Source organism: Pseudanabaena sp. Chao 1811, from assembly GCF_027942295.1.
Lineage (GTDB): Bacteria > Cyanobacteriota > Cyanobacteriia > Pseudanabaenales > Pseudanabaenaceae > Pseudanabaena.
Genome location: NZ_CP101416.1, coordinates 2,874,174 through 2,896,139 on the forward strand (window position 1 = coordinate 2,874,174; position 21,966 = coordinate 2,896,139).

22 protein-coding genes and 1 tRNA gene are annotated in these 21,966 nt (G+C 42.3%); 18 read left to right on the forward strand and 5 right to left on the reverse strand.

Annotated elements, in window-relative coordinates:
- Window positions 1-8: 8 nt before the first annotated feature.
- Entirely contained in the window at window positions 9-77 is a 69-nt protein-coding gene (locus NMG48_RS21815) for a hypothetical protein (protein ID WP_441339191.1), read from the forward strand.
- 124 nt (window positions 78-201) lie between these two features.
- Here NMG48_RS21815 and NMG48_RS13130 read toward each other — a convergent pair whose 3' ends face one another.
- Entirely contained in the window at window positions 202-1,158 is a 957-nt protein-coding gene (locus NMG48_RS13130; protein WP_271251977.1) for an NDP-sugar synthase, read from the reverse strand.
- A 60-nt stretch (window positions 1,159-1,218) separates the two neighbouring features.
- Here NMG48_RS13130 and NMG48_RS13135 point away from each other — a divergent pair, with 60 nt between their 5' ends.
- Window positions 1,219-2,295: an LCP family protein gene (locus tag NMG48_RS13135; protein ID WP_271251978.1), complete on the forward strand. Its 1,077-nt coding sequence runs from the start codon at window positions 1,219-1,221 to the stop codon at window positions 2,293-2,295.
- Between the two features lie 65 nt (window positions 2,296-2,360).
- Here the strand turns inward: NMG48_RS13135 and NMG48_RS13140 are convergent.
- Window positions 2,361-2,434 (reverse strand) — tRNA-Arg (locus tag NMG48_RS13140).
- A 186-nt stretch (window positions 2,435-2,620) separates the two neighbouring features.
- Here NMG48_RS13140 and NMG48_RS13145 point away from each other — a divergent pair.
- From NMG48_RS13145 to NMG48_RS13195, 11 genes are all read left to right on the forward strand, one after another.
- Complete coding sequence (locus NMG48_RS13145; protein WP_271251979.1) at window positions 2,621-3,193, forward strand: Uma2 family endonuclease; 573 nt, start codon at window positions 2,621-2,623, stop codon at window positions 3,191-3,193.
- A 79-nt stretch (window positions 3,194-3,272) separates the two neighbouring features.
- Window positions 3,273-5,069 carry a cation:proton antiporter gene (locus tag NMG48_RS13150; RefSeq protein ID WP_271251980.1) on the forward strand — a complete coding sequence of 599 codons (1,797 nt, stop codon included), beginning with the start codon at window positions 3,273-3,275 and terminating at the stop codon, window positions 5,067-5,069.
- A 79-nt stretch (window positions 5,070-5,148) separates the two neighbouring features.
- On the forward strand, window positions 5,149-5,598 hold the full coding sequence (locus tag NMG48_RS13155; RefSeq protein WP_271251981.1) for a DUF29 domain-containing protein: 450 nt from the start codon (window positions 5,149-5,151) through the stop codon (window positions 5,596-5,598).
- Entirely contained in the window at window positions 5,598-6,650 is a 1,053-nt protein-coding gene (locus NMG48_RS13160) for an S-layer homology domain-containing protein (protein WP_271251982.1), read from the forward strand. Before NMG48_RS13155 ends, NMG48_RS13160 begins: the two co-directional genes overlap by 1 nt.
- A 249-nt stretch (window positions 6,651-6,899) precedes the next feature.
- The gene (locus NMG48_RS13165) at window positions 6,900-7,190 is read left to right on the forward strand and encodes a tetratricopeptide repeat protein (RefSeq protein ID WP_271251983.1); all 291 of its coding nucleotides are present in this window, start codon (window positions 6,900-6,902) and stop codon (window positions 7,188-7,190) included.
- A gap of 58 nt (window positions 7,191-7,248) precedes the next feature.
- Window positions 7,249-7,884 (forward strand): type I restriction enzyme HsdR N-terminal domain-containing protein, encoded by a 636-nt coding sequence (locus NMG48_RS13170; protein WP_271251984.1) that lies wholly within the window; start codon window positions 7,249-7,251, stop codon window positions 7,882-7,884.
- Between the two features lie 93 nt (window positions 7,885-7,977).
- Window positions 7,978-8,211: a DUF2997 domain-containing protein gene (locus NMG48_RS13175; RefSeq protein WP_271251985.1), complete on the forward strand. Its 234-nt coding sequence runs from the start codon at window positions 7,978-7,980 to the stop codon at window positions 8,209-8,211.
- Window positions 8,212-8,396: 185 nt separating this feature from the next.
- On the forward strand, window positions 8,397-9,095 hold the full coding sequence (locus NMG48_RS13180) for a PHP domain-containing protein (protein WP_169362414.1): 699 nt from the start codon (window positions 8,397-8,399) through the stop codon (window positions 9,093-9,095).
- Between the two features lie 61 nt (window positions 9,096-9,156).
- Window positions 9,157-10,659, forward strand: a complete 1,503-nt coding sequence (locus NMG48_RS13185; protein ID WP_271251986.1) for a hydroxysqualene dehydroxylase — start codon at window positions 9,157-9,159, stop codon at window positions 10,657-10,659.
- Window positions 10,660-10,779: 120 nt separating this feature from the next.
- On the forward strand, window positions 10,780-11,508 hold the full coding sequence (locus tag NMG48_RS13190; RefSeq protein WP_126385591.1) for a winged helix-turn-helix domain-containing protein: 729 nt from the start codon (window positions 10,780-10,782) through the stop codon (window positions 11,506-11,508).
- A gap of 747 nt (window positions 11,509-12,255) precedes the next feature.
- On the forward strand, window positions 12,256-13,362 hold the full coding sequence (locus tag NMG48_RS13195; RefSeq protein ID WP_271251987.1) for a late competence development ComFB family protein: 1,107 nt from the start codon (window positions 12,256-12,258) through the stop codon (window positions 13,360-13,362).
- A gap of 82 nt (window positions 13,363-13,444) precedes the next feature.
- Here the strand turns inward: NMG48_RS13195 and yidD are convergent, their stop codons facing one another.
- Window positions 13,445-13,681, reverse strand: coding sequence for a membrane protein insertion efficiency factor YidD (gene yidD / locus NMG48_RS13200; protein WP_271251988.1), 237 nt, complete (start codon window positions 13,679-13,681; stop codon window positions 13,445-13,447).
- Window positions 13,682-13,823: 142 nt separating this feature from the next.
- Here yidD and aguB point away from each other — a divergent pair, with 142 nt between their 5' ends.
- Window positions 13,824-14,678 (forward strand): N-carbamoylputrescine amidase, encoded by an 855-nt coding sequence (gene aguB, locus NMG48_RS13205; protein WP_271251989.1) that lies wholly within the window; start codon window positions 13,824-13,826, stop codon window positions 14,676-14,678.
- Between the two features lie 32 nt (window positions 14,679-14,710).
- On the opposite strand, the gene NMG48_RS13210 is transcribed toward aguB, so the two are convergent.
- Window positions 14,711-15,484: a metallophosphoesterase family protein gene (locus tag NMG48_RS13210; protein ID WP_271251990.1), complete on the reverse strand. Its 774-nt coding sequence runs from the start codon at window positions 15,482-15,484 to the stop codon at window positions 14,711-14,713.
- Between the two features lie 493 nt (window positions 15,485-15,977).
- Between NMG48_RS13210 and truB the strand changes: the two genes are divergently transcribed.
- Window positions 15,978-16,886, forward strand: coding sequence for a tRNA pseudouridine(55) synthase TruB (gene truB / locus NMG48_RS13215; protein ID WP_271251991.1), 909 nt, complete (start codon window positions 15,978-15,980; stop codon window positions 16,884-16,886).
- A gap of 186 nt (window positions 16,887-17,072) precedes the next feature.
- Here the strand turns inward: truB and htpG are convergent, their stop codons facing one another.
- Complete coding sequence (gene htpG / locus NMG48_RS13220) at window positions 17,073-18,968, reverse strand: molecular chaperone HtpG (RefSeq protein WP_271255275.1); 1,896 nt, start codon at window positions 18,966-18,968, stop codon at window positions 17,073-17,075.
- A gap of 342 nt (window positions 18,969-19,310) precedes the next feature.
- Between htpG and NMG48_RS13225 the strand changes: the two genes are divergently transcribed.
- From NMG48_RS13225 to ftsZ, 3 genes are all read left to right on the forward strand, one after another.
- Complete coding sequence (locus NMG48_RS13225) at window positions 19,311-19,553, forward strand: hypothetical protein (protein WP_126385598.1); 243 nt, start codon at window positions 19,311-19,313, stop codon at window positions 19,551-19,553.
- Between the two features lie 30 nt (window positions 19,554-19,583).
- On the forward strand, window positions 19,584-20,396 hold the full coding sequence (locus NMG48_RS13230; RefSeq protein WP_271251992.1) for a cell division protein FtsQ/DivIB: 813 nt from the start codon (window positions 19,584-19,586) through the stop codon (window positions 20,394-20,396).
- Window positions 20,397-20,536: 140 nt separating this feature from the next.
- Window positions 20,537-21,832, forward strand: a complete 1,296-nt coding sequence (gene ftsZ / locus NMG48_RS13235; RefSeq protein ID WP_126385600.1) for a cell division protein FtsZ — start codon at window positions 20,537-20,539, stop codon at window positions 21,830-21,832.
- Window positions 21,833-21,966 lie beyond the last annotated feature (134 nt).

Below are 21,966 nucleotides of genomic sequence, written 5' to 3' on the forward strand. Positions count from 1 at the left end.
CATCGCGAATCTTTTTTGATTATTTAAGCCTCGCTGAGCGAGGCTTTTTTTATCTAACCCAAGTTGCTACCTATTAAAAATCGGCTCAAAACAAGTTAAAAACAGCCTCGCTAAGTCCAAAATGACGCTATTTTTATATAAAAATCTAGCATTTTTTATTTTAACTTTAGTCTTAAATGAATAGGTAGCAACTTGGGTTATCTAAACAATTAGTGAGCCTGCGCTATACATACCTGAAGCGATCGCTTTATTGATCAAAGAATTCGCTCCCACTAAAGTTTGAGAAGGAATATGAGAATTCTTACCAATGGAAGCAGCATCTCCTATATAGCAAGGAGCCTCTAAAACTGCTCCCTCAGCAATAGTGGCAGTTTTGGAAACCCATATACCTGTGCTTCTCTGCTCAGAGCGATCGCCAAAATCATAAGGAACCTTTCCTTCCAACACATCAATCTGGGCTTGGAAATACTTTTCAGGTGTTCCCATATCCATCCAATAGCCGTCCCACACAAAACCCATCATCTTCAAACCACGCTCCAGCACATTTGGGAAGACTGTGCGTTCAAAGCTCAAAGGCTCTCCCGTAGGATAGATATCAAAAATCTTTGGCTCCAGAACATAAGTTCCTGCATTAATCGTATTAATTCCTTGTGCCAGAAATGCTACGGCTTGCTCTGCATTTGGTTTTTCGCGGAAAGCCTGCACTTGATTTTGCTTATCAATCTCTACTAAGCCAAATGGCGTAATATCGGGGACTCTGGTTAAGGTCAAAGTTGCATCAGCTTTAGTCTCTTGATGAAACTTTATCAATGCCGTCAAGTCTAAATTAGTGAGAATGTCAGCATTGAAGACAATCAATGATTCACCCGTGAAATATGGCTCTGCAAGCTTAATAGCTCCTGCGGTATCCAATGGTGTGGACTCTTCGACATAACGAATTTTTACGCCAAAGCGATCGCCATCTCCGAAATAATCGATTACCTGTTGCGAGTGATACTGCACATTTAACAAAATGTCGGTCACACTAGCTTCACGGCAACGATTAATCATCCATTCTAAGAATGGGCGATCAATCAGAGGTAGCATTGGTTTAGGACAGCCATAGGTCAAGGGTCTAAGCCTTGTTCCTTTCCCACCAGCAATAATTACAGCTTGCATAGAGTTGTTGACTTGCGGTATATGTTGTTTGTTGAGCATTATAGAAGTATGGAGTGGTGTGTGAGCAATAGACCGATAACTGCATCCAAAGTTCGGTCAGCCGATGCCACCAATCGGGCTGATTTGCCTACTAATTTGCCAGAATCAAAGCAAGTCGGTGTTGTCCAGACCATATCCAAAATTAAGCACATTCCCTTCGCAAAAATTGGGTTTACCTTATCTTTAATTGTCTCTGTTGGGGCTGGTGCATTTCTAGGGCGAATTGTCCCGATTAATGCCATAGATTGGGGTGGTTTGCTGTCTGGTCGCAAGCCCGAAGAAGTTTTGATGGAAGGCTTGGGGCGGAAGTTAGAACGTCCTTACCAAATTTTAGTGATGGGAGTAGATCGTGTCCTTGAGGCTCCCCTCGGTTCGCCAGAATCCTTTAATGGTCGTAGCGATAGTATGTTGCTGATTCGATTTGATCCAAGTGATCGCTCGGTGAATATCCTCTCAATCCCTCGCGATACCCAAGTACCAATCCCCAATTATGGCGTAACCAAGATTAATGCCGCTAATGTCTATGGTGGCGCAGAACTCGCTCAGGAAATTGTTTCTGAAAAACTCAATGGCGTGGAAATCGATCGCTATGTACGCTTAGATACTTCGGGGCTATCAGCTTTGATTGATGCCCTTGGTGGGATTGAGGTCAATGTCCCTAAGCGGATGAAGTATGTAGATAAAACGCAAAAGCTAAATATTGATCTTTATGCAGGAGTACAAGTTCTTAATGGCACACAGGCTGAAGGTTTTGCCCGATTCCGTCATGATGAAGATGGTGATATTGGACGTATTAAGCGTCAGCAAATAGTTTTAAAGGCTCTCAAGGCAAAAATTGCTAGTCCTTCGGTTGTGCTACGTCTTCCTGATTTGATCAATATTATGCAAAAGCATGTAGATTCTAATCTCAGTTTTGATGAAATGATGGCGATCGCGACCTTTAGCCTCACTTTAAAACCTGATCAAATCCAAACTACAAGTCTCAAGGGTAGACCTAGCGGAGCAAATGAGTTCCGCTTTAGCTATTGGATTGTCAGTCCTGAAGATGTCGATCAAGCGATCTCAGGAAAGTTTAAAACTAAACAAGATACCCAATAAAAAAGCAGCATAAAAATGCCCAACAAAAAAGCAGCACATGGTGCTGCTTTTTTATTCATTCTGGACGGGCCAGGAGGGATTCGAACCCCCGACACCGTGGTCCGTAGCCACGTGCTCTAGTCCACTGAGCTACAAGCCCTTAACTCGCGAATCTAATAATAACATACTGTGCAATCTTGACAACCCAAAAATAAAATTTATTTCTCGAAACTGTGAAAGTGTTGATTTACAGTGCGTTCACTAAAATAAAGAACCCAATTTTTTGTGGCACGGCAAAGCTACGCCACAAAAAATTGGGTTTAAGTATAATCAGACTAAAGTTAGCTTGCTTAAAACTATGGTTAGCCCTGCGATCGCTGAAAAAGCAGAAGAGATAGCTATTCCCAAAATTTCCCTTGATGAATGGGTCAACAATCCCCCATCGGGTGGACTGGAATGGGTTAGCGGCAATTTAATCGAAAAAACGGGTATGACATTACAACATGGTCGGGTACAAAGTAGGGTTGGATGGCTTTGGAAAAGTCATATTGAAACCTCTGGGATTGGTGGTGAAGTATATACTGAAGTACCCTGTCGCACTCTGGAACAAGGACGTAGACCTGACGTTGCTTATCTCACCCCTGATTTGCTAGCTGAGTATGGCAATTTACCCACTTTGCCCCAAAGCTTTCCTTTAATTGCGGAAGTGATCTCACCGACTGATGCCGCTAATGATGTATTTGCTAAGGCGCACGAATATTTGCGATCGCAGTGTCAAGAAGTTTGGCTAATTTTTAATGAAGAACGGTTGATCGTGGTATTAACCCAAGATGCTCGCAAAATTTATGTTGCCGATGAGGTGATTACCTCTGTCGTTCTTAGTGGCTTTAGCATGACAGTTAATGAGTTATTGGGGTGAAAGAAAAAGGAGCAATGCTTGTTCCCTTTTTCGGATATGGGTTTAAAGTAGAGAAGGCAATGTTCTTAAGTTGATTTCTGTGCAAGAAGATTTTCGGTTAATTGTTGATTTAGTAACGGTTCTTGCAGCAGCCTCCTTTGGCGGATTATTGGCGGCGGCGCTGCGATTACCAGTTTTATTGGGCTACATCTTTGGTGGCATCGTCGTTGGACCTACGGGCTTAGGACTGATCAAAGAATTGATTCAGGTAGAGACCCTTGCCCAGTTTGGGGTTGCCTTCTTACTGTTTGCCCTTGGCGTTGAGTTTTCACTAAAGCAGTTAAATAAAGTGAGAGCGATCGCCCTTGGTGGTGGTACTTTACAGATTTTATTGACGATCGCCCTCACCACAGGAGTATCTGTATTGGTGGGATGGGTGGACACACCAACTCAAGGCATTTTCCTTGGTGGCATCCTGTCGCTCTCCTCTACGGCAGTTGTGCTGCGAAGTTTGATGGAAAACAACGAAACCGAGTCTGCACAGGGACAGGTGACATTGGGGATGTTAATCATCCAAGACTTAGCTTTGGGATTAATGTTAGCGGTATTGCCTGCGCTCGATCATCCTGAATCCGTAGGTATTGAGGTGATCAAAGCCTTAGCGGTGACGGCTCTATTTGCAGGGGCAGCGATCGCGGCGGGAATTTGGGTGATTCCGCCATTTTTGCGCTGGGTGGCAAGTACCGAGAGCCGTGAACTATTTTTGCTGAGTGTGATCGTGTTATGTCTAGGCATTGCGCTTCTTACTGAGCATTTAGGCTTGTCGATTGAAATGGGTGCATTCGTCGCAGGTTTGATGATTTCGGAGGTGGAATATGCTGATCAAGCGCTCACCTATGTAGAACCCTTGCGCGATGTGTTTGCGACCTTGTTTTTTGCGGCGATCGGGATGCTGATCGATCCTGCCTTTTTACTGCAAAACTGGGAATTGATTCTGAGTCTAGTGGCGATCGTAATGCTGGGTAAATTCCTGATCGTCGTACCATTGGTGAGCATTTTCCGTTATCCCCTGCGCGTTGCCATTTTTGCAGGCTTAGGACTTGCCCAAATTGGAGAGTTTTCCTTTGTACTTGCTAGCGAAGGTCAAAAATTAGGATTAGTTTCCCGCCGCGTATATTTACTGATTTTAGGGACAACTGCTGTCACCTTAATGGTTACACCCTTCTTACTGAAGGCAACACCGCAGATTTTGCAATTACTGGAAAAAGTACCATTCCTGAAGGCATGGATGAACAAGCTAGATATGCCTCAAGAACTTTCTGCCAATGCTGAACTAAAGGATCATGTGGTGGTCTGTGGTTATGGGCGGATCGGACAGGGGATTGTAGCGTTACTGCAATCAAAGGGCTATCCTGTCCTCGTAATTGAAGATGCTGAGTCTAAGGTAGAGATCTTGCGATCGCAAAATATCCCTTACCTATATGGCAATTGCGCCAGTCCCTTGGTACTCGAAAAAGCGGAGATCGACCATGCGCGATCGATGCTGATTGCTATTTCTGACCCGATCGCTACGAGGTTATGCGTCCAGAGAGCCATTAGCATTTCGCCAGAGATTGATATTGTCGCTAGAGCCGAAAAAGATGCGGATATCGATACGCTGTATCAACTGGGAGCCAAGGAAGTTGTGCATCCCACCTTTGAGGCAAGTTTAGAACTGACTACGCATTTGCTGATTTGTTTAGGTGAAAGTACTACGGATATTCAGGCAGAATTAATCGGCATCCGCCGCAGCCGCTATGCCAATTTCCGCCCTGAAATCGCCTGTGTCATTCCCATAAATACGCCACTGCTGTTACCACCTAGCGCTAATCTCGCCGAGATCGATCAAGCTTCCTAATCATGCACAATAAGACTGCTAGGATGGGCATCTCAAAGAGACGCTCATCCTAAAGTACTGAATCATTACCAATAGAAGTATGGAAACAGGTTTATATGAGACGGATTTTTATGGTTGGACAATGCAGCAGTCCAAACTTTTAGCATTAGGTAAGTTAGATGGATTAGATGTGGCTAACTTAGTTGAGGAAATTGAGTCGTTGGGTAAGCAAAAGCAGCAGGAGTTATCTAATCGGCTTGGAGTGCTGATTGGACATCTCTTAAAATGGCAATACCAACCCCAAAAGCGATCGCGTAGTTGGCAAGTGACGATCCAGTTGCAAAGAGAGGAAATTCAAGACTTGTTAGCGGACAATCCGAGTCTAAAGTCCTATTTAGATAAAGCTTTGTTCAAGGGTTTTCGCTTGGGATTAGCGTTAGTTTTGAGTGAGACACCAATTAAGAAAAACGTATTGCCCAATGAATGTCCCTATAGTTTTGAACAGTTGCTGGACTTGAGCTTTCCTGATGATATTGATGTGGAGTTTTAATGAAGTTCACATTTCGATTAATCCTAGGACTAATTGCTTGTTCCCTCAGCGCTTGCCAAGGGTCTAATCTTGGCAATTCCTTAGAAGGGGTGATCGCTCCAGCAAACCCTAACAGTGATTCCAGCCCTGAACCCATTGCTGAACAAAATAAACCTGCTCCCTCTGCCACCCCAACTGTAACTCCCACCACAGAACCTGTCACCACGCCATCTTCATCTCCCACTGCTTCTCCCAGCTTGGCTCCCAAATTTAGCGAGCGCCCTAATTTCCCCAATTTTAAAAGTGAAAGCTTATCTAATCAGATGATTGCGATCGCTGTACAAGCTTTACCTAATTCTTCAAGCGCAAAAAATCCAAATTCTCTCAAAACCTTTTTTTACATCAATTTTGCAACTGCTCAACCTCAGGCGGGCGAATTTAGTGACATCGAGCAGGGTCCTGTTGCCTTAAGACCTTGGATCAAAGATCTCAATAAATTAGGGACGATTACCGCAAAAACAGGATTGCAATTCCAGCCTAATAACTTAGTAGCAAGGCGAGAATATGCCAGATGGCTACTGCAAACTAATAATCGTTTCTATAAAAATCAACCGAGCCGCCAGATTCGTCTCGCGCAACCCAATGAAACGGCAAGTTTTACGGATGTACCGAATAACCATCCTGACTTTGCCATCATTCAGGGCTTAGCTAATGCAGGGCTAATTGGTACAGGCGATCGCTTTCGTCCTAATGATCCCCTCCTCCGTGAAGAATTGGTGCAATGGAAAATCCCCCTCGATCTCAGACAGCCTCTGCCTAGTGCCACATGGGACAGTATTAGTCAAACATGGGGCTTTAAAGATAGCGATCGCATTAGCGAAAATGCTTTAGGTGCAATTTTTGCCGATGCTCAACTGCGCGATATTTCTAACATTCGCCGTAGCTTTGGATTTACCACATTGTTACAACCCCAAAAGCCTGTTACCCGTGCCGAAGCTGCTGCTTCTCTCTGGTATTTTGGCACAGCAACCGATGGCATCTCGGCGAACAAAGTTGTGGAACTTGATCGCTAGGATTTTGCAACTTTTAAGAGGTCGTTCCTGTCTTGAAAATTGTTAAGTAGCTGGGCATAATTAAAGACCAAAATCCAAGCTTATAGTGCAGGCTATGCTTTTAATATAGGCTTTAGGGTTCTATATTTAATTGCACCTAGCTACTTATTAATTGTTATTACTTATTAGTAAATTCTGGGAAGACTAATTATAGTAATCCCAACATCGTTAATTTTTTCAATGCACTTAAATTAGGGTTTAAATCAGGGTATGAAAAAATTTCTATTGCTCCTTACGATTGTCGGCTCCTGCATATTTTGTAACTCCGCTATAGCTGCGCCATCAACTACAGAAACTGTTAAAGCCAAATCAACCAACACTGCTACCAAGACTATAAAAGGTAAATATGATGTTTGGATGAGGATCGGTTATAAAGCCTATGACAAAAAAGACTACAACACCGCTCTGATTAACTTTAAGCGTGCTTTAAAGTTGCGCCCCAATGATGTCTATGCTACTAAAGCAATTCAAAACACTGAGAAGCGTTTAGCTGGAAAATGATGATGTGGGCGATCGCTACTAAAAGCTAACTGTAAATTACTGTAAAGGAGTTTTCATTATGCCTGCAACTCTACAAGCCTCAAGGCTCAGCTTGTACGATGTCAAAAGTAAGTTTCATTTGCATCAAGCTCCAACTGATAGTTTTTTCAGTGATTTACTAAATTCGGCACAACCGCTTAGCGAACTCGAAAAGCAGCAGCTAGATCGTACTAAGCAACAATACTTATATCTTGCCGATCGCCCACTTCTAGAAGTAACCGTCAAGATGGTTACTCTGTCGCCTTTGCTATCCCTCGCAGGATTTTATGACCCGCCATTTTACACAACCCTCGAAGAATCCGTTGAAGTGGAATCTCAAGATGGCTCTGAAATAGTACGAGGACAAATTGATGTCTTAGTCCTACAAAATTCTATCTGGGTTGTAGTGATCGAGTCTAAGAGTGTTCAGTATGACGTAATGATGGCGTTGCCTCAAGCCCTGACTTACATGAGTGCTAGTCCTAATCATTTGGCTAACCAAAATACATTTGGGATGATTACCAATGGGCGAGAATTTCGTTTTATTAAGCTAGAGCCGACTCCTTCACCTACTTACACACTATCTAAAGTTTTCTCCCTCTCAGAACCAGAAAACCATTTATACCTAGTGCTACAAATTTTAAAATCCCTTGGACAGCTAGTTATATCGATCTAAAAAGCGATGCTTTTCGTTTTACGGTTTTGATCTTTTTGATTTATAAACGCTAGAATATTAGCAATTGTTATTGTTGGGAAAAATTTATAGATTATGTCGCAATATCAACGTATCGAGTACTTAATCGGGAAAGATGGCAAAATCGTTGAACGTGCGATAGACATGTCTGGTAGTGAATGCGTCGCAATTACTGCCGAAATCGAGTCGAATTTAGGCAAAGTCGAAACTCGCGAATTATTATCTAGTTATTACGAGACTTCTGAGCAGAGCCTTGATCATAATGAGATCGAGCAAGTCCAGTATGGTCAATACGATCAACAGTCCTAAATCCCATTAGATTGAGATACCTATTGTTCTGTTTATCCATCGCATAGGCGAACAATATTCGTGTATCAATGTCTTAGTATCTGAGAATCTATCTCAATAAAAGTTAAACTAGCTACCCCGATTTGGGTAAAATTGTGGTTAAGAAATTAAGAATTGTTAAAGATCTGCTTATGTAGAGATGTGTCATGGTAACTCAAACTCCGCTATTGATCTCAGAGTCGAGCGCAACTAGTAAATTGCGAAAAATTTTTGCGTCTGTCGATGCCATGAGTTGTCCACATAGGCTGAACTTTCATTTGCATACGGTGCATTCTGATGGCAAGATGCAGGCTGTTGATTTAATTCAGCAGGCGATCGCTTTGCGTCTATCCGATTTGGCAATTACCGATCACCATGCGATCGGCGGTTATTACGTTGCCAAGCAATATCTTGATAATTTTGCTAGCCAAGTCAATGAGCCAGCAAACCTCCCAACCCTCTGGTCAGGGATCGAAGTTAATGCCAGTCTGATTTTTACGGAAGTACATATTCTCGGCTATGGCTTTGATCCTAAACATGGGGCAATGCACCCTTATTTGCAAGGCAAAACCACCGCAGGTTTAGACTATCAAGCAATTAGTGTAATTAAAGCCATTCATTCGGCTGGGGGACTAGCGGTACTTGCCCATCCTGCCCGTTATCGGCGATCGCCTGAAGACCTGATTCCCGCCGCCGCCGCCTTGGGGATTGACGGTGTAGAAACCTACTATGGCTATGACAATAGCGATCCTTGGAAACCTAGCCCTAAGCAAACCGAAGAAATTCGGCATCTTGCGGATATTCATGGACTTATGCACACCTGTGGAACTGACTCTCACGGTTTTAAAATTAGTAAGAGACTTTAATTCTTGGTCATAAGCCTTACTCCGTGAGGTTCGTTACAGAAAATTTGTATTCAAAAAAATAATGACAGATAAACCAAAAGTAATCGTTGTTGGTGCAGGTTGGGCTGGCTTAGGCGCGACCTATCAACTCACCAAGCAGGGCTATGATGTCACCTTGCTAGAGGCAGGGGCGCAGGCAGGGGGCTTAGTCGCAGGTTGGAAAACCGCAGGGGGGCGATCGGTTGAGGCAGGCATTCACGGTTTTTGGTATCCCTATCGCAATATTTTTTCCTTAGTTAAAGAGCTAGAGCTTGATCCCTTCACCCCTTGGACGCGATCGGCACAATATTCCCCCGCAGGATTAGAAGTGGAATCGCCGATTTTTCAAGACTTGCCGCGATTGCCTTCACCCCTTGGCACGTTTGCCTATACACAATTTAAAAGATTGCCACTTAGCGATCGCCTGTCAGCATTGCCTCTAATGTATGCCGTGGTGGACTTTGACAATTCCGATGAGGCATGGAAACGCTACGATGGCATCACCGCCAGAGAGTTATTCCGTCAGTATGGCGTATCGGAGCGGTTATATCGTGAATCCTTTGAGCCAATGCTATTAGTCGGATTATTTGCCCCTGGGGAGCAATGCTCGGCGGCGGCGGCTTTGGGAATGTTGTATTACTTCATCTTGGCGCATCAAGCGGATTTTGATGTGGTCTGGTGTCGTGGCACAGTGGGCGAAAAAATCTTTAAACCTTGGTGCGATCGCATCACCAGTTTAGGTGGCAAAATCCTTACCAATAGACGTGTTAGTGATTTGCGCGTTGATGGGGCAGGCAAAGTAACAGGTGTAACTTGTGGCGAAGAAACCTTTGATGCCGATGCCGTGGTTTTCTCCGTGGGCATTTCAGGGATGCAAAAAATTGTCTCTAATAGTGCGGCTTTACAAAAACGGCGTGAATTTCGTAACTTGATGAATTTAGGAGCGATCGATGTTTTAGCCGTGCGCCTATGGTTCGATCGCAAGATCAATATTCCTCGTCCATCCAATGCCTGCTTTGGTTTTGATGCAACTACTGGTTGGACATTCTTTGATCTCAATGTGCTCCATGATGAATATGCAGATGAGACTGGTTCGGTAATCGAAGTGGATTTTTATCACGCGAACCAATTCTTGCCCCTTGACAATCAAGAAATCGTAACAATTGTCCAGCAATATCTCGCCACTTGTTTGCAAGAATTTAAGAATGCAACAGTTGTGGATAGCAGTGTAATTCGGTTGCCTCGCGCTGTGACCCATTTCGCCCCCGGAAGTTACCAGCACCTATTGCGCCCTATTACTAGCTTTCCAAACTTATATATGAGCGGTGATTGGATTATTACGAATCATGGCTCATGGTCTCAGGAAAAAGCCTATGTCACTGGTTTAGAAGCGGCAAATTTAGTGATTCAACAATTTAGTCAGGGCAACATGGCTCAGATTCTCCCAATTGAAGCCGATGAGCCTCATATTCAAATTGCGCGATCGCTCAACCAAAACCTAAGAAATTTGGCAAAATCCCTGATCCCTAACTTTTTCTTGCCATAATTAATTAGGTTTTTGGCTTTTAGTGCTGATGCTGCTGAAAATCAAAAACTATGAAACATAATTAGCTAGTAATCAATGTAAAATTGGATACGGTTAGACCAAACCTAATACAACTTTTTTATGCTTTTAACAGAACAGCCTGTCTCAGCTTCTAAAAACACTGTCGGTTGTATCTTGGTAGTGGAAGATGAAGCGATTATTCAAGAGGCGATCGCTCTGGCTTTGCGAGAAGAAGGATATAGCATTTTCCTCGCTGAAGATGGTTATAAAGCTTTACAAATTGCCAAAACTGCGGTGAGGCTAGATTTGGTGATTTTAGATGTAATGTTACCTTCGATTAATGGGTTAGATTTCTGTCGGATCTTGCGCCATGAAGGTAACAATGTTCCTGTTTTGATGATTAGCGCCAAGGGTAATGAGTCCGATCGCATTGTAGGTTTAGAGGTCGGAGCTGATGACTATCTCAGTAAACCCTTTGGGATGCGTGAACTTGTAGCCCGTTGTCGAGCATTGTTGCGTCGTAGTCGTCGTGATTTCGTGGCAACCAATGCCACAGTATATAAATTTGGCGATATCACCATGTATCCCGATGAATGTCGCGTTACGATCAATGATGCAGAGATTAATCTTTCTCCTAAAGAATTTCGCCTGCTCGATTTGTTTATGAGTCATCCCCGTCGCGTTTGGTCACGGGAGCAGTTGCTAGAAAAAGTCTGGGGAGTCGATTTTGTTGGTGATAGCAAAACTGTTGATGTCCATATTCGCTGGTTACGCGAAAAAATCGAAATTGATCCTAGCGATCCTAAACATATTGTGACTGTACGCGGATTTGGTTATCGCTTAGGCTAATTCATGCGAGGTCAGGCTAATTTAAAACGGTATTTGAGAGAGAATTTGCATAGCAAATTCTCTCTCAAATACCAGAACCAAAGACTTTGCTTAGTAAAGTCTTTGGTTCTATAGCAATGTAAGAGATAGCTAGAATAAACCTAAAACCAAATAAGTGAAGGCGGCACGAAGTGCCGCCTTCACTTATTTGGTTTTTATGTCCTAAGCAAACCTTACATTACTGTAAACAAAAAAATCTTGAAAAAGCTTGCTTTTTCAAGATTTTTTTGTTTTAGAGACTTTACTTTGATTTGGGGACAAATCTACGACATTTGATCAGTCCCATTGTTCATATTTCTTGATAAGTTAAGTCTAGGCAAAGAGTCTAAAAAAGTAATTATCCGAGACGTACAATAGGTTTATTTCGTTATAGCGAAATGCTTTTATTTATAGTGATAAAGTCGTGAATGATCGCCAATAAATACTTAGCTAAAACATATATCCATCTAGTTCTGCATCTATTCTAATGAGATTTAGGTAATGAATTATGGTGGGTTACTGGGGGGAGAATATTTGGATATATTCATTTCACTTGTAAAAGTATAAAAAATACAAAAAATATTAAATGGTATTCCATGAAGTTAAGGGCATAGTCATAAACTATTCCTCTTACTTTGCCCATATCACCTATCGCTAAATTTATAGATTTCTTTGCCTGTTAAAGCTCAATTACACCCTTTGGTCGAATGCTAATACAGGTATAAGGCAATGCTTGGATTCGTCAATGTTTTGGAAGAAATTCTAGTCAAGGAAACTTATCATCAAATCGACGAACTACGTCCAGAAATACAACCTAAAGTTAGAGTTGCAGAGGTGGTAGCCTATGCTCTTAACCGTTTACCACCATTATTTGCCACATCTATGAGTGGATGGCATTATCAATATGCCTATGCCGTAAATGAGTTACAGCCCCAAATTTCACAATTAGTGCGGCAGGGCATAAAAACTGTCTTATTTGGTGATCCTCTCCATGATTTAACACCATTACCTAATCATTTATTTACCAATAGTGCAGGTGTACTTTATCAGTTAAGCCAAATTTTGGGACGTAAACATTTACGCTGGCGAGATGTTCCCGTTTTAGTTGAAGCAATTACTACGAGATCTACCTATGCAACCAAAATTAATAATCAAACGATAATTCAATCAGAGGAAGAAACGGTCTTACAGGATGCAAGTTATTTGAGTAGGCATACTCAAGCATTACTTTCTGGCTCAAAACGTTTTAGAGAAAAACGTATAGCACAACAAAAAGAACAGGAATTAAAACAGCAATCATTATGTCTGTATGATGCAAGTCTTTGTGTAATTCAAGGACAGGTGAATTACGGAAGTTCTTCTTGGGCTTTGGAGAAGAAAGTCAAGGATGCCGCGGAAATGGAATATAGAGCGCTACAGTCCTATACTTTGCAAGCGCAGTTGGGTCTGGTTAATGTTTTAGATCACCTCATATTCCGTGCTATGGAAAAAATTATGAAACCAGAGCTATATAACCAAATTAACCAAGCTGAGGTAGCTGCCTATGCCCTAAATCGTTTACCACCAATGTATGCAACTAGCGATCGCGGATTTAAGCATTTAAGACAGCGAGCAATTAATGAATTTGCCCGTGAGTTAGTGGGTGCTGTCCGTACTGGGATCATGAAAGTCATACAGGCTGCATATACAGATGTTCCGCCAATCTATGCCTATCAATTTGAAAAGGAATATGAACAATCAATGCAGGTATTATGCAAACTCTTGAACCGAGAAGATATTTCTCTAGATAATGTTGTGGCAATTGTGCAGGATTTATTGTTGTGCAAATCTGCATAAGTATTTAAAACTCAAAGCCTGTGGCGCTATGCGCAGCGTGCGCCACAGGCTTTGTTTTTTTGCTAAGAAGCATTACCTACTTTTATGCAGGTTCATCTGTTTGGAGTAATTCTGGCACAGGATCATAACCACCAATATTCCAAGGATGACAACTACAAATTCTCTTTACAGCTAGCCCACCACCTTTAATTAAGCCAAAGCGATCAATCGCAGTTAAGGCATATTGGGAACAGGTTGGTTGAAATCGACACCTTGGTGGAAATAATGGCGAAATGAATAGGCGATAAAACTGAATCAATAAAATGACAAGTTTTTTCATGAATTTTTTCGTGCTGCGGTAGGCTATTGATAAAGCTGTCGTCAACTAAAACCCAGAAATTGGGAGGCGGCGCTCCACACCGCCTCCCAATTTCTTACTAGTAGCTATATCTACACTTTACCGTTTCCATCCTAATATTCTGATGTCATCCTCTAAAACTGTCACGATCGCTGTTATTCAAGCATCTTTGAATGCAGATATTGCTACTAACGTCGCGAAAATTTCGGAGTTAGTCAGCAAAGCTGCCCATCAAGGCGCACAGGTAATTTTGCCGCCAGAATTATTTGAAGGTTCTTATTTTTGTCGTGAGGAGCGCGATCGCTTTTTTGATTGGGCGCAACCCGTAGAAAATCATCCAACGATCGCCCATTTTCAAAAGCTGGCGCAAGAACTTAATGTTGTCATTCCTGTGTCATTTTTTGAGCGATCGGGGCAAGTCTATTACAACAGTTTGGCAATGGTGAATGCCAATGGTGCATTGCTGGGCATTTACCGCAAAAGCCATATTCCCGATGGTCCTGGGTACGAGGAAAAATTTTATTTCCGTAATGGGGATACGGGCTTTAAGGTTTGGGATACGACCTTTGGCAAAATTGGTGTAGGGATCTGCTGGGATCAATGGTTTCCCGAATGTGCCAGAGCTATGGTGCTCATGGGCGCAGAAATTCTGCTATATCCCACTGCGATCGGTTCAGAACCAGAGGAACCCAATTTGAACACTAAAGATCCTTGGCAACGCGCCATGATTGGTCATGCCGTGAGTAATGTCATTCCTGTGGCGGCCGCAAATCGGATTGGCTTAGAGGGCAATCAAACTTTTTATGGTCATTCCTTTATTGCTAATCACCGTGGTGATAAGGTTGCCGAACTAAACGACACCGAAGAGGGGGTAATTCTAGCTGAATTTGATCTGGCTCAGGTAAAACTAAATCGTGCTTCCTTTGGCTTTTTCCGCGATCGCCGTCCTGACTTATACCAAGTTTTACTATCGCCATAGCAGCGATCTCCTTGGCTTCACAAAGATGATCGCTATACCCATGACCAACGGCGTTTTGGGGTATTTGTTTTTTTAACATCTAATCTTTGCGATCGCGTCGGCATTGGCTCAATCACAGTCGTGATTTCTGCCAAGGGATTTACCCTTAACTCATTGGTAAAAGTGTTGCACTGATAAACCATTGCCGCATCAAGATCCAAGGCAGATAACCAGCCACTCTTGGGATGATAAGCGCCAGTATCAATATCTAGCCATCCCTTGCCTAAAACTAAGTTTCCGGGTTTTACCCCCGGAAATACAAAGGTAATCGTATGCCCTGTAATAATGATTTTGTCATCAAAAAACGGCTCAGTTGCACTGTGAAATTCTTCTCGAATCCAACAAAACTCTGCTGCCCCTTGTAACTCAAGGGGTAAGTTAGGGTTTAATCCTGCATGGACTAACCAAGAATCCCCCAAATCTAGATAAAGTGGCAATTGCTGCATCCACTTTAAATGTTCTATGGGCAAGCCTTCTTTTCCATAACTTTCTAAAGTGTTTGCACCGCCATTAAGTAACCATCCTTTCCAGATAAGCGATCCTTCAGTACTGCCAAAGGCATCAAGACACATTTGTTCATGATTCCCCCTTAGCGCAGTATGACCATTGTCCATTATCCATTGCACAACGTCGGCACTACGACTGCCACGGTCAATTAAATCGCCGAGAAAAAATAATTTGTCATCAGAGTCGTACTTAATGAAGTCAAGCAACCTCATCAAACCGTCAAATTGACCATGAATATCGCCAAATACAAATCGAGTCAACTTATCTCACCCAGTATCACTAATGATGAAGGTAAAAACATAAAGCGCTTACAGCTAGCGATAGACATTCATAAAACTCGTCAGTCTAACAGGTTTAGAGACTGATGCAGCTTTTGTAAGAGTTACTTTTTATCTACAGTATCTATTTTATGACAAATTTTCCTAGCTTTCGTTCCATTCATACATGGGAAATCCCGTACCTTACCATTAAAAATTGCGGTAAGAATTAATGATGTAACGATTCGAGTAGATCCTATCGTGTATTTCTTAGGAATTCTCAATTACTATAGCGCTTCTCAGTTTCGTGAAGTCTGGATTTTCTTTCTAGCCTTTAGTTGAAAACAAACCTCTATACCTCGGTACTATAGCGATTCTAATTCCTTCAGGAGATTCGATAGTTTATGAGATTGGGCTTCTTTGGGGTTTACTCACACACACTATTTAATCGCTATATCACTTAGTTTCATCAGTTTAATAATCAGTTTAATTTTTTATGTTTAATGGATTTATTAGTATCGATAAGCCACCTATTATTACTGCCCATGACTGTGTGAGTAATTTGCGAAAGATATTGAAACAAAAAAAAATAGGTCATGGAGGTACGCTTGATCCTATGGCTACAGGGGTTTTGCCGATCGCGGTTGGCAATGCGACGCGACTTTTACGATTTCTACCTGAAGGTAAAGCTTATAATGCCAAAATTCGCTTTGGGATTGTGACTAATACCGATGACATTACGGGGGAAGTGATTAGCGATCACCTCTGTCCCAACTTAACTCTTGCTGAAGTTGAGAAATATCTGCCTCTTTTTCAAGGCAAAATTACGCAGCGCCCACCTGCTTTTAGCGCGATTCAAGTCAATGGAAAACGGCTTTACGATCTCGCGCGAAGAGGTGAAATTAATGAATCAGATATTCCTATGCGTGAGGTAGAAATTACAGAAATTAAGGTGTTAGGCTGGACTGAGGGAGATTATCCAGAATTAGATGTAGCGATCGCCTGTGGTTCAGGCACATATATTCGTTCCATTGCTAGAGACTTGGGAGAGAAGCTTGGTTATGGAGCGACTTTATCCTCACTAAGGCGCACTTATAGTAACGGGTTTGATTTGGAAGCAAGTTTGACCTTTGATCAGGTTGCTGAACTTATGCGATCGCAAAGTCTCAAAGTTCTTGCTCCTGATCATGGGTTGCACTTTTTGTCTGAAGTTTTGCTTGATATCGATCAGACAAAAAGGTGGTGTATGGGACAGGTGATCGCAATCAAAGATATTCCAACTGAAAATGAGAATATTAATTCACAGTACGCAAGAATGTATGACTGTGATCAGAATTTTTTAGGTGTTAGTGAAGTGATGGAATCTGGCTTACAACCAATAGTCGTTTTAAATCCTATTAACTAACGTTAGTTCGGGTTAAGCTGACAAATTTTAAAAGCCCAAAAGTAAAAGCCTTGCTAAGCAAGGCTTTTACTTTTGAGCTTTGAGAGAGGGTTTGCTCCGCAAACTCTCTCTCAAAGCTCGTTTCAAATTATCCCGAACTCGCATTAACTAAAAAGAAAGGGCGCTTTGCGCCCTTTCTTTTTTTAATTAGATTTTGCTAGTTAGTTTAGTTAGCAACTGATTAGAACGCTGCAAGAATCCCTTCATGCTGTCAGCATCAAAACTCTTTTGCGCCATCAGAGCTAAATCATAGACATGGGTACAAATCAAGTTTGCCAAGTCTGCTGTCTCCGATTTACCATCAATGAGAATTTGGTTGGCATCTAGCTCAATCAATTTCTCCATCAAAGGATGGGAAGTATTAACGAGTAGAACATGATCTTCAGGGAAGCTAACGGTTCCTTGCTGCATCAGGGCAGTCATTTCCTGCATCCGACGCGCAAATTCAGGTAGAAGAATAATCGCAGGTGGTGCGGAAGCGGCATCCTCAGCCTTAATTGCCTCAGTACGGATCGTGAGTTTTGGCTTATTCAGCGCCGCACGGAAGATGTCTTGGAGATGATCACTCTTGGTCTTATTGGTTTTAGGATCAACGATTTCTGTTTTTGATTCCTTATCTACAAGGCGATCGTCGATTTCCGCATCCACTCGTGAAAACTTAATATCCTTAAACTCGCGCTCAAGGAAGTTAATAAAGTGGCTATCGATGAAGGAATCAAACGTTAGCACCTCTAAACCTTGGTTCTTATGAAGTTCTACATAAGTTCCTTGCGCAACGGGGTCAGAAGTATAGAACACTTGGTTTTCATGTTCCGCCTTATTGCGTTCTAGATACTCTTGGAGCGTTGTATAGTGGCCACTTTCACTCTTAACTTTCTCATCTTCACTAGTGGTGGGATAGACTAGAATTTCCTTGACTTGTTGATAGAATTTGTCACTATTCATTGAGCCAAACTTCATGAAGATACTGATATCTTGCCAACACTTCAAGAATTCTTCGCGAGAGTCACTATAGAGAGAAGTGAGGCGATCGCCTACTTTCTTGGCAATAAAGTCTTGAATCTTGCGAACCTTGGGATCACCTTGCAAGAAGCTACGGGATACATTCAGGGGAATATCAGTACTATCGATCGCCCCACGCAAAGGCATCAAAAACTTGGGAATCACATCGTCGCAATTGTCACTGACAAAAACGTGATTGCAGAATAATTTGATTTGTCCACGATTGGGGTCGATATCTGCCTTCATCTTAGGGAAATAGAGAATGCCCTTAATTACAAAGGGATAATCCGTATTCAAATGAATCCAGAACAGAGGATCATCTTGGTAAGGATAGAGATAACGATAGAATTCTAAATATTCTTCATTGGTAACTGATTTGGGTGATTTGTCCCACAAAGCAGTTTGTTTATTAATGACTTCATCATTGAGCTTGATCGGTACGGGCATGAAGTCGCAATAGTTGCGAATCATTCGCTTGATCGATGCTTCTTCCAGATATTCTTCAGCATCTTCTTGCAAGGTCAAGGTAATCGTCGTACCAACATTGGTGTGATCGCTACTATCAAGGGTAAATGTGGTTGAACCATCACAAGACCAATGGACAGCGTCTGCCCCTTCTTTGTAGGATCGCGTATCAATTTCAACGTTACTCGCTACCATAAATGACGAGTAGAAGCCTAAACCAAAGTTACCAATAATTTGTTGATCACCAGTACCACTGCTGGCATACTTTGTGGCAAATTCTTGAGCGCTAGAGAAGGCAACTTGGTTAATATATTTCTTGACTTCATCCGCCGTCATGCCGATGCCCGTATCGGCGATCGCGAGTGTCTTTTTTTCTTTATCAATTGTGACAACAATTTCGGGATCGGCGGAGTGCGTAGTTTCGCCCGCATAGGACACCATCTTCAGTTTGCTAATTGCATCTACAGCATTAGAAATTAATTCCCGCAAGAAGATATCACGTTCTGAATATAAAGCCTTCTTGATAATGGGAAAGATATTCTCGGTATGAATGCTGATCGTTCCCTGCTCGTGCATATCTTGCAAAGCTCCTGAATATTACTAAATGTTACTGAGTATTAACTAAACCTGATTATATCGAATCCATTGTCAAGCCAATCTCTAGATGTTGTCGCGTTCTCCGTACCTGAGTAGCTGGATGCAATTAAATATAAAGCCCCAAAACCTGTAGCTCACGCGCAGCGTGAGCTACAGGTTTTGGGGCTTTTATAAGCATCTAAGACAAGTGTTTCGCCTTTTTAGATGCTGATTATGTGAAGCTTTGCAAAGCAAATCTATACATTTTCGTAATTCTGATTGAAAAACCTAACTCCCTCATCTATTGTGATATCAACATTTTTATTTGAACATTTTAGAGATATGGCGATCGCAGCAATTATCTACATATCAATATCTGTGCTTTTAGTGATTAGTGCAGGTATATTTTTTGTTAAAGCTATCCAGTCTTTAATGTCAAAAAAACAAACATTGGTTGATCCTAGAGATCAAGTGATGTTTTTACAATCTAATGCCAAAGACCCTTTAACTATTTCAACCCAACGGGAAGAAATCATTGCTATGCTGGAACGGCAATTTGCTAGTAGCCCATCATCTGACTCCTAGCAATATCTAAAACTTTAGGTAAGGGCAAAGATGACGCTTGAATTCCCGATCTCCGATGGAGAGGCAGACTATGTGGCTCGCCGCAAACAACTGCGAAAACAACGCCGCCTTCGCATTTTTCAACGTATTTGGCAATTAGTATTTATCACAGGGCTTACAGGTGGCATGTTGTGGGTTGCCATGCTGCCAGAATGGCAATTGCGTAGCTCTAATCAAATTGACGTTGAGGGGAATAAACTCCTCTCTAAGGACACCATAAGAAAATCTCTACCAATTCAATATCCCCAGTCAATTTTTCAGATTCAGCCACAGGCGATCGCCTCTCAATTAGAAGCATCGATTCCCGTCTCTAAAGTCTCAGTTTCCCGTACAATTTTCCCCTCTAAACTAACGATCCAAGTCCAAGAGCGTCTCCCAGTTGCCAACTCCATGCGCAATGGTCAGCAAGGCTTTCTCGATGCTGAGGGGATTTGGATGCCTGCCAAGGTGTATCCATCTAATATCACTAAGCCTAATCTTGTCGTGCTAGAGCCAATTAATCGTAAGCTATCGCAATGGTCAACCTTGTATCGTCAGGTTAGTCAAAGTCAAGTCAAAATATCGCAAGTAGATGCAAGGGATGAATCAAATCTAATTCTGACTACTGAGCTGGGATTTGTATATTTTGGTACATACAAGCCATCACTATTTAGCACACAGTTAGAGACGCTTGATCGGCTGAGAGCATTACCTGAGAAGTTAAAATTAAGCAGTTTTAATTATATTGATTTGAGCCAACCAACCAACCCAGTTTTAGAAATGAATGTCCCCCCCAAGGATAAATCTTCAGAAACAAAATCTTAAATAGTCGTTTTAAGGCTATTATTATTTTTTTCTGTTAGGTTTAAATTATAAATCGAACTTTTAGCTCGAAAGGGGTTTAAGCTTAGCGAAATCTAGAGAGCATCAGTAAAAACGATTCTATTTATGACATCCCTCGATAAATGACATCTCAAAACGACTGGTCAGATTTGGACTCAAATGGTTCAGAAAACGGAGAAGTAGACGTGGAAATGGATGAACTTTCTGAGTTTTCAAATAACTCTAGGCTAAACCTAAGTCACTCTCACAATCGTATGAAGCAGCAGTTAGGCGTTGATGCAAAAGCGGATAATATCATGTTGGGCAGTGTTGCAAAAATTAAAGTAATTGGTGTTGGCGGCGGCGGCGGCAACGCTGTAAATCGCATGATTGCGAGTGATGTAGTTGGCGTGGAGTTTTGGTCGTTTAATACCGATGCTCAGGCGCTTCTACAATCCTCTGCATCTAAACGCTTCCAAATGGGTCAAAAACTGACCAGAGGCTTAGGTGCTGGTGGTAATCCTGCGATCGGTCAAAAAGCTGCTGAAGAGTCCCGTGATGACATCGCTGCTGCCGTTGAAGGAGCTGATTTAGTATTTATTACCGCAGGTATGGGGGGCGGTACTGGCACTGGCGCTGCACCCATTATTGCGGAGGTTGCCAAAGAAGCAGGTGCATTGACCGTAGGGATCGTCACTCGCCCCTTTACTTTTGAAGGTAGAAGACGTGGACAACAAGCTGAAGAAGGGATTGCTGGTTTACAGAGTCGTGTCGATACACTGATTGTGATCCCCAACGATAAATTGTTGTCTGTGATCTCAGAGCAAACTCCTGTCCAAGAAGCTTTTCGTGTTGCCGATGATATCCTGCGTCAAGGTGTACAGGGTATTTCCGATATCATCATGATCCCCGGACTCGTTAATGTGGACTTCGCAGATATTCGTGCAGTGATGGCAGATGCGGGCTCAGCGATGATGGGCATTGGCATTGGTTCAGGTAAGTCTAGAGCTAGGGAAGCTGCCATGACAGCGATTTCTTCGCCATTACTAGAAACATCGGTCGAAGGAGCTAGTGGAGTTGTCTTTAACATCACAGGTGGTGAAGATATGACTCTCCATGAGGTAAATGCTGCTGCTGAGACTATCTACGAAGTTGTCGATCAAAATGCCAATATTATCTTCGGAGCGGTAATTGATCCGAAGATGGATGGTGAAATTAGGATTACAGTAATTGCGACGGGCTTTGCCCCAAAGACGCATCCAGCGATTCCACCTCAAATTTCTAAGCGATCGCAGCCCCCGCAGCCTCCCGCATCTACATCAAAAGCAGCTCCACTGCCTCCTAGTACGACCCAAAGTACTGCCCAGCCTGAAATTAAGTTGAGTAAGCCGGGGTTGGATATTCCTGACTTTTTGCAGCGTCGTCGCCCACCAAAATAAAAGAAAATAAAAAAGGCGGTGCTTTGCTCCGTCTTTTATGTTTATTAGCGATCGCAATCTGAAAAAAATAATCTAATTTAATCGTAAACAGATGTGGCGAATAGCGAATTAGGCATCACAATAAAAGTATGGCT

Excerpts from the sequence above, each read along its gene's own strand:
- NMG48_RS13130 (WP_271251977.1), bottom strand. The coding sequence starts at position 1,158 with ATGCAAGCTGTAATTATTGCTGGTGGGAAAGGAACAAGGCTTAGACCC.
- NMG48_RS13155 (WP_271251981.1), top strand. The coding sequence starts at position 5,149 with ATGGAAACAGGTTTATATGAGACGGATTTTTATGGTTGGACAATGCAG.
- NMG48_RS13160 (WP_271251982.1), top strand. The coding sequence starts at position 5,598 with ATGAAGTTCACATTTCGATTAATCCTAGGACTAATTGCTTGTTCCCTC.
- NMG48_RS13165 (WP_271251983.1), top strand. The coding sequence starts at position 6,900 with ATGAAAAAATTTCTATTGCTCCTTACGATTGTCGGCTCCTGCATATTT.
- NMG48_RS13170 (WP_271251984.1), top strand. The coding sequence starts at position 7,249 with ATGCCTGCAACTCTACAAGCCTCAAGGCTCAGCTTGTACGATGTCAAA.
- NMG48_RS13175 (WP_271251985.1), top strand. The coding sequence starts at position 7,978 with ATGTCGCAATATCAACGTATCGAGTACTTAATCGGGAAAGATGGCAAA.
- NMG48_RS13180 (WP_169362414.1), top strand. The coding sequence starts at position 8,397 with ATGGTAACTCAAACTCCGCTATTGATCTCAGAGTCGAGCGCAACTAGT.
- NMG48_RS13185 (WP_271251986.1), top strand. The coding sequence starts at position 9,157 with ATGACAGATAAACCAAAAGTAATCGTTGTTGGTGCAGGTTGGGCTGGC.
- NMG48_RS13190 (WP_126385591.1), top strand. The coding sequence starts at position 10,780 with ATGCTTTTAACAGAACAGCCTGTCTCAGCTTCTAAAAACACTGTCGGT.
- NMG48_RS13195 (WP_271251987.1), top strand. The coding sequence starts at position 12,256 with ATGCTTGGATTCGTCAATGTTTTGGAAGAAATTCTAGTCAAGGAAACT.
- yidD (WP_271251988.1), bottom strand. The coding sequence starts at position 13,681 with ATGAAAAAACTTGTCATTTTATTGATTCAGTTTTATCGCCTATTCATT.
- aguB (WP_271251989.1), top strand. The coding sequence starts at position 13,824 with ATGTCATCCTCTAAAACTGTCACGATCGCTGTTATTCAAGCATCTTTG.
- truB (WP_271251991.1), top strand. The coding sequence starts at position 15,978 with ATGTTTAATGGATTTATTAGTATCGATAAGCCACCTATTATTACTGCC.
- htpG (WP_271255275.1), bottom strand. The coding sequence starts at position 18,968 with ATGCACGAGCAGGGAACGATCAGCATTCATACCGAGAATATCTTTCCC.
- NMG48_RS13225 (WP_126385598.1), top strand. The coding sequence starts at position 19,311 with ATGGCGATCGCAGCAATTATCTACATATCAATATCTGTGCTTTTAGTG.
- NMG48_RS13230 (WP_271251992.1), top strand. The coding sequence starts at position 19,584 with ATGACGCTTGAATTCCCGATCTCCGATGGAGAGGCAGACTATGTGGCT.
- ftsZ (WP_126385600.1), top strand. The coding sequence starts at position 20,537 with ATGACATCTCAAAACGACTGGTCAGATTTGGACTCAAATGGTTCAGAA.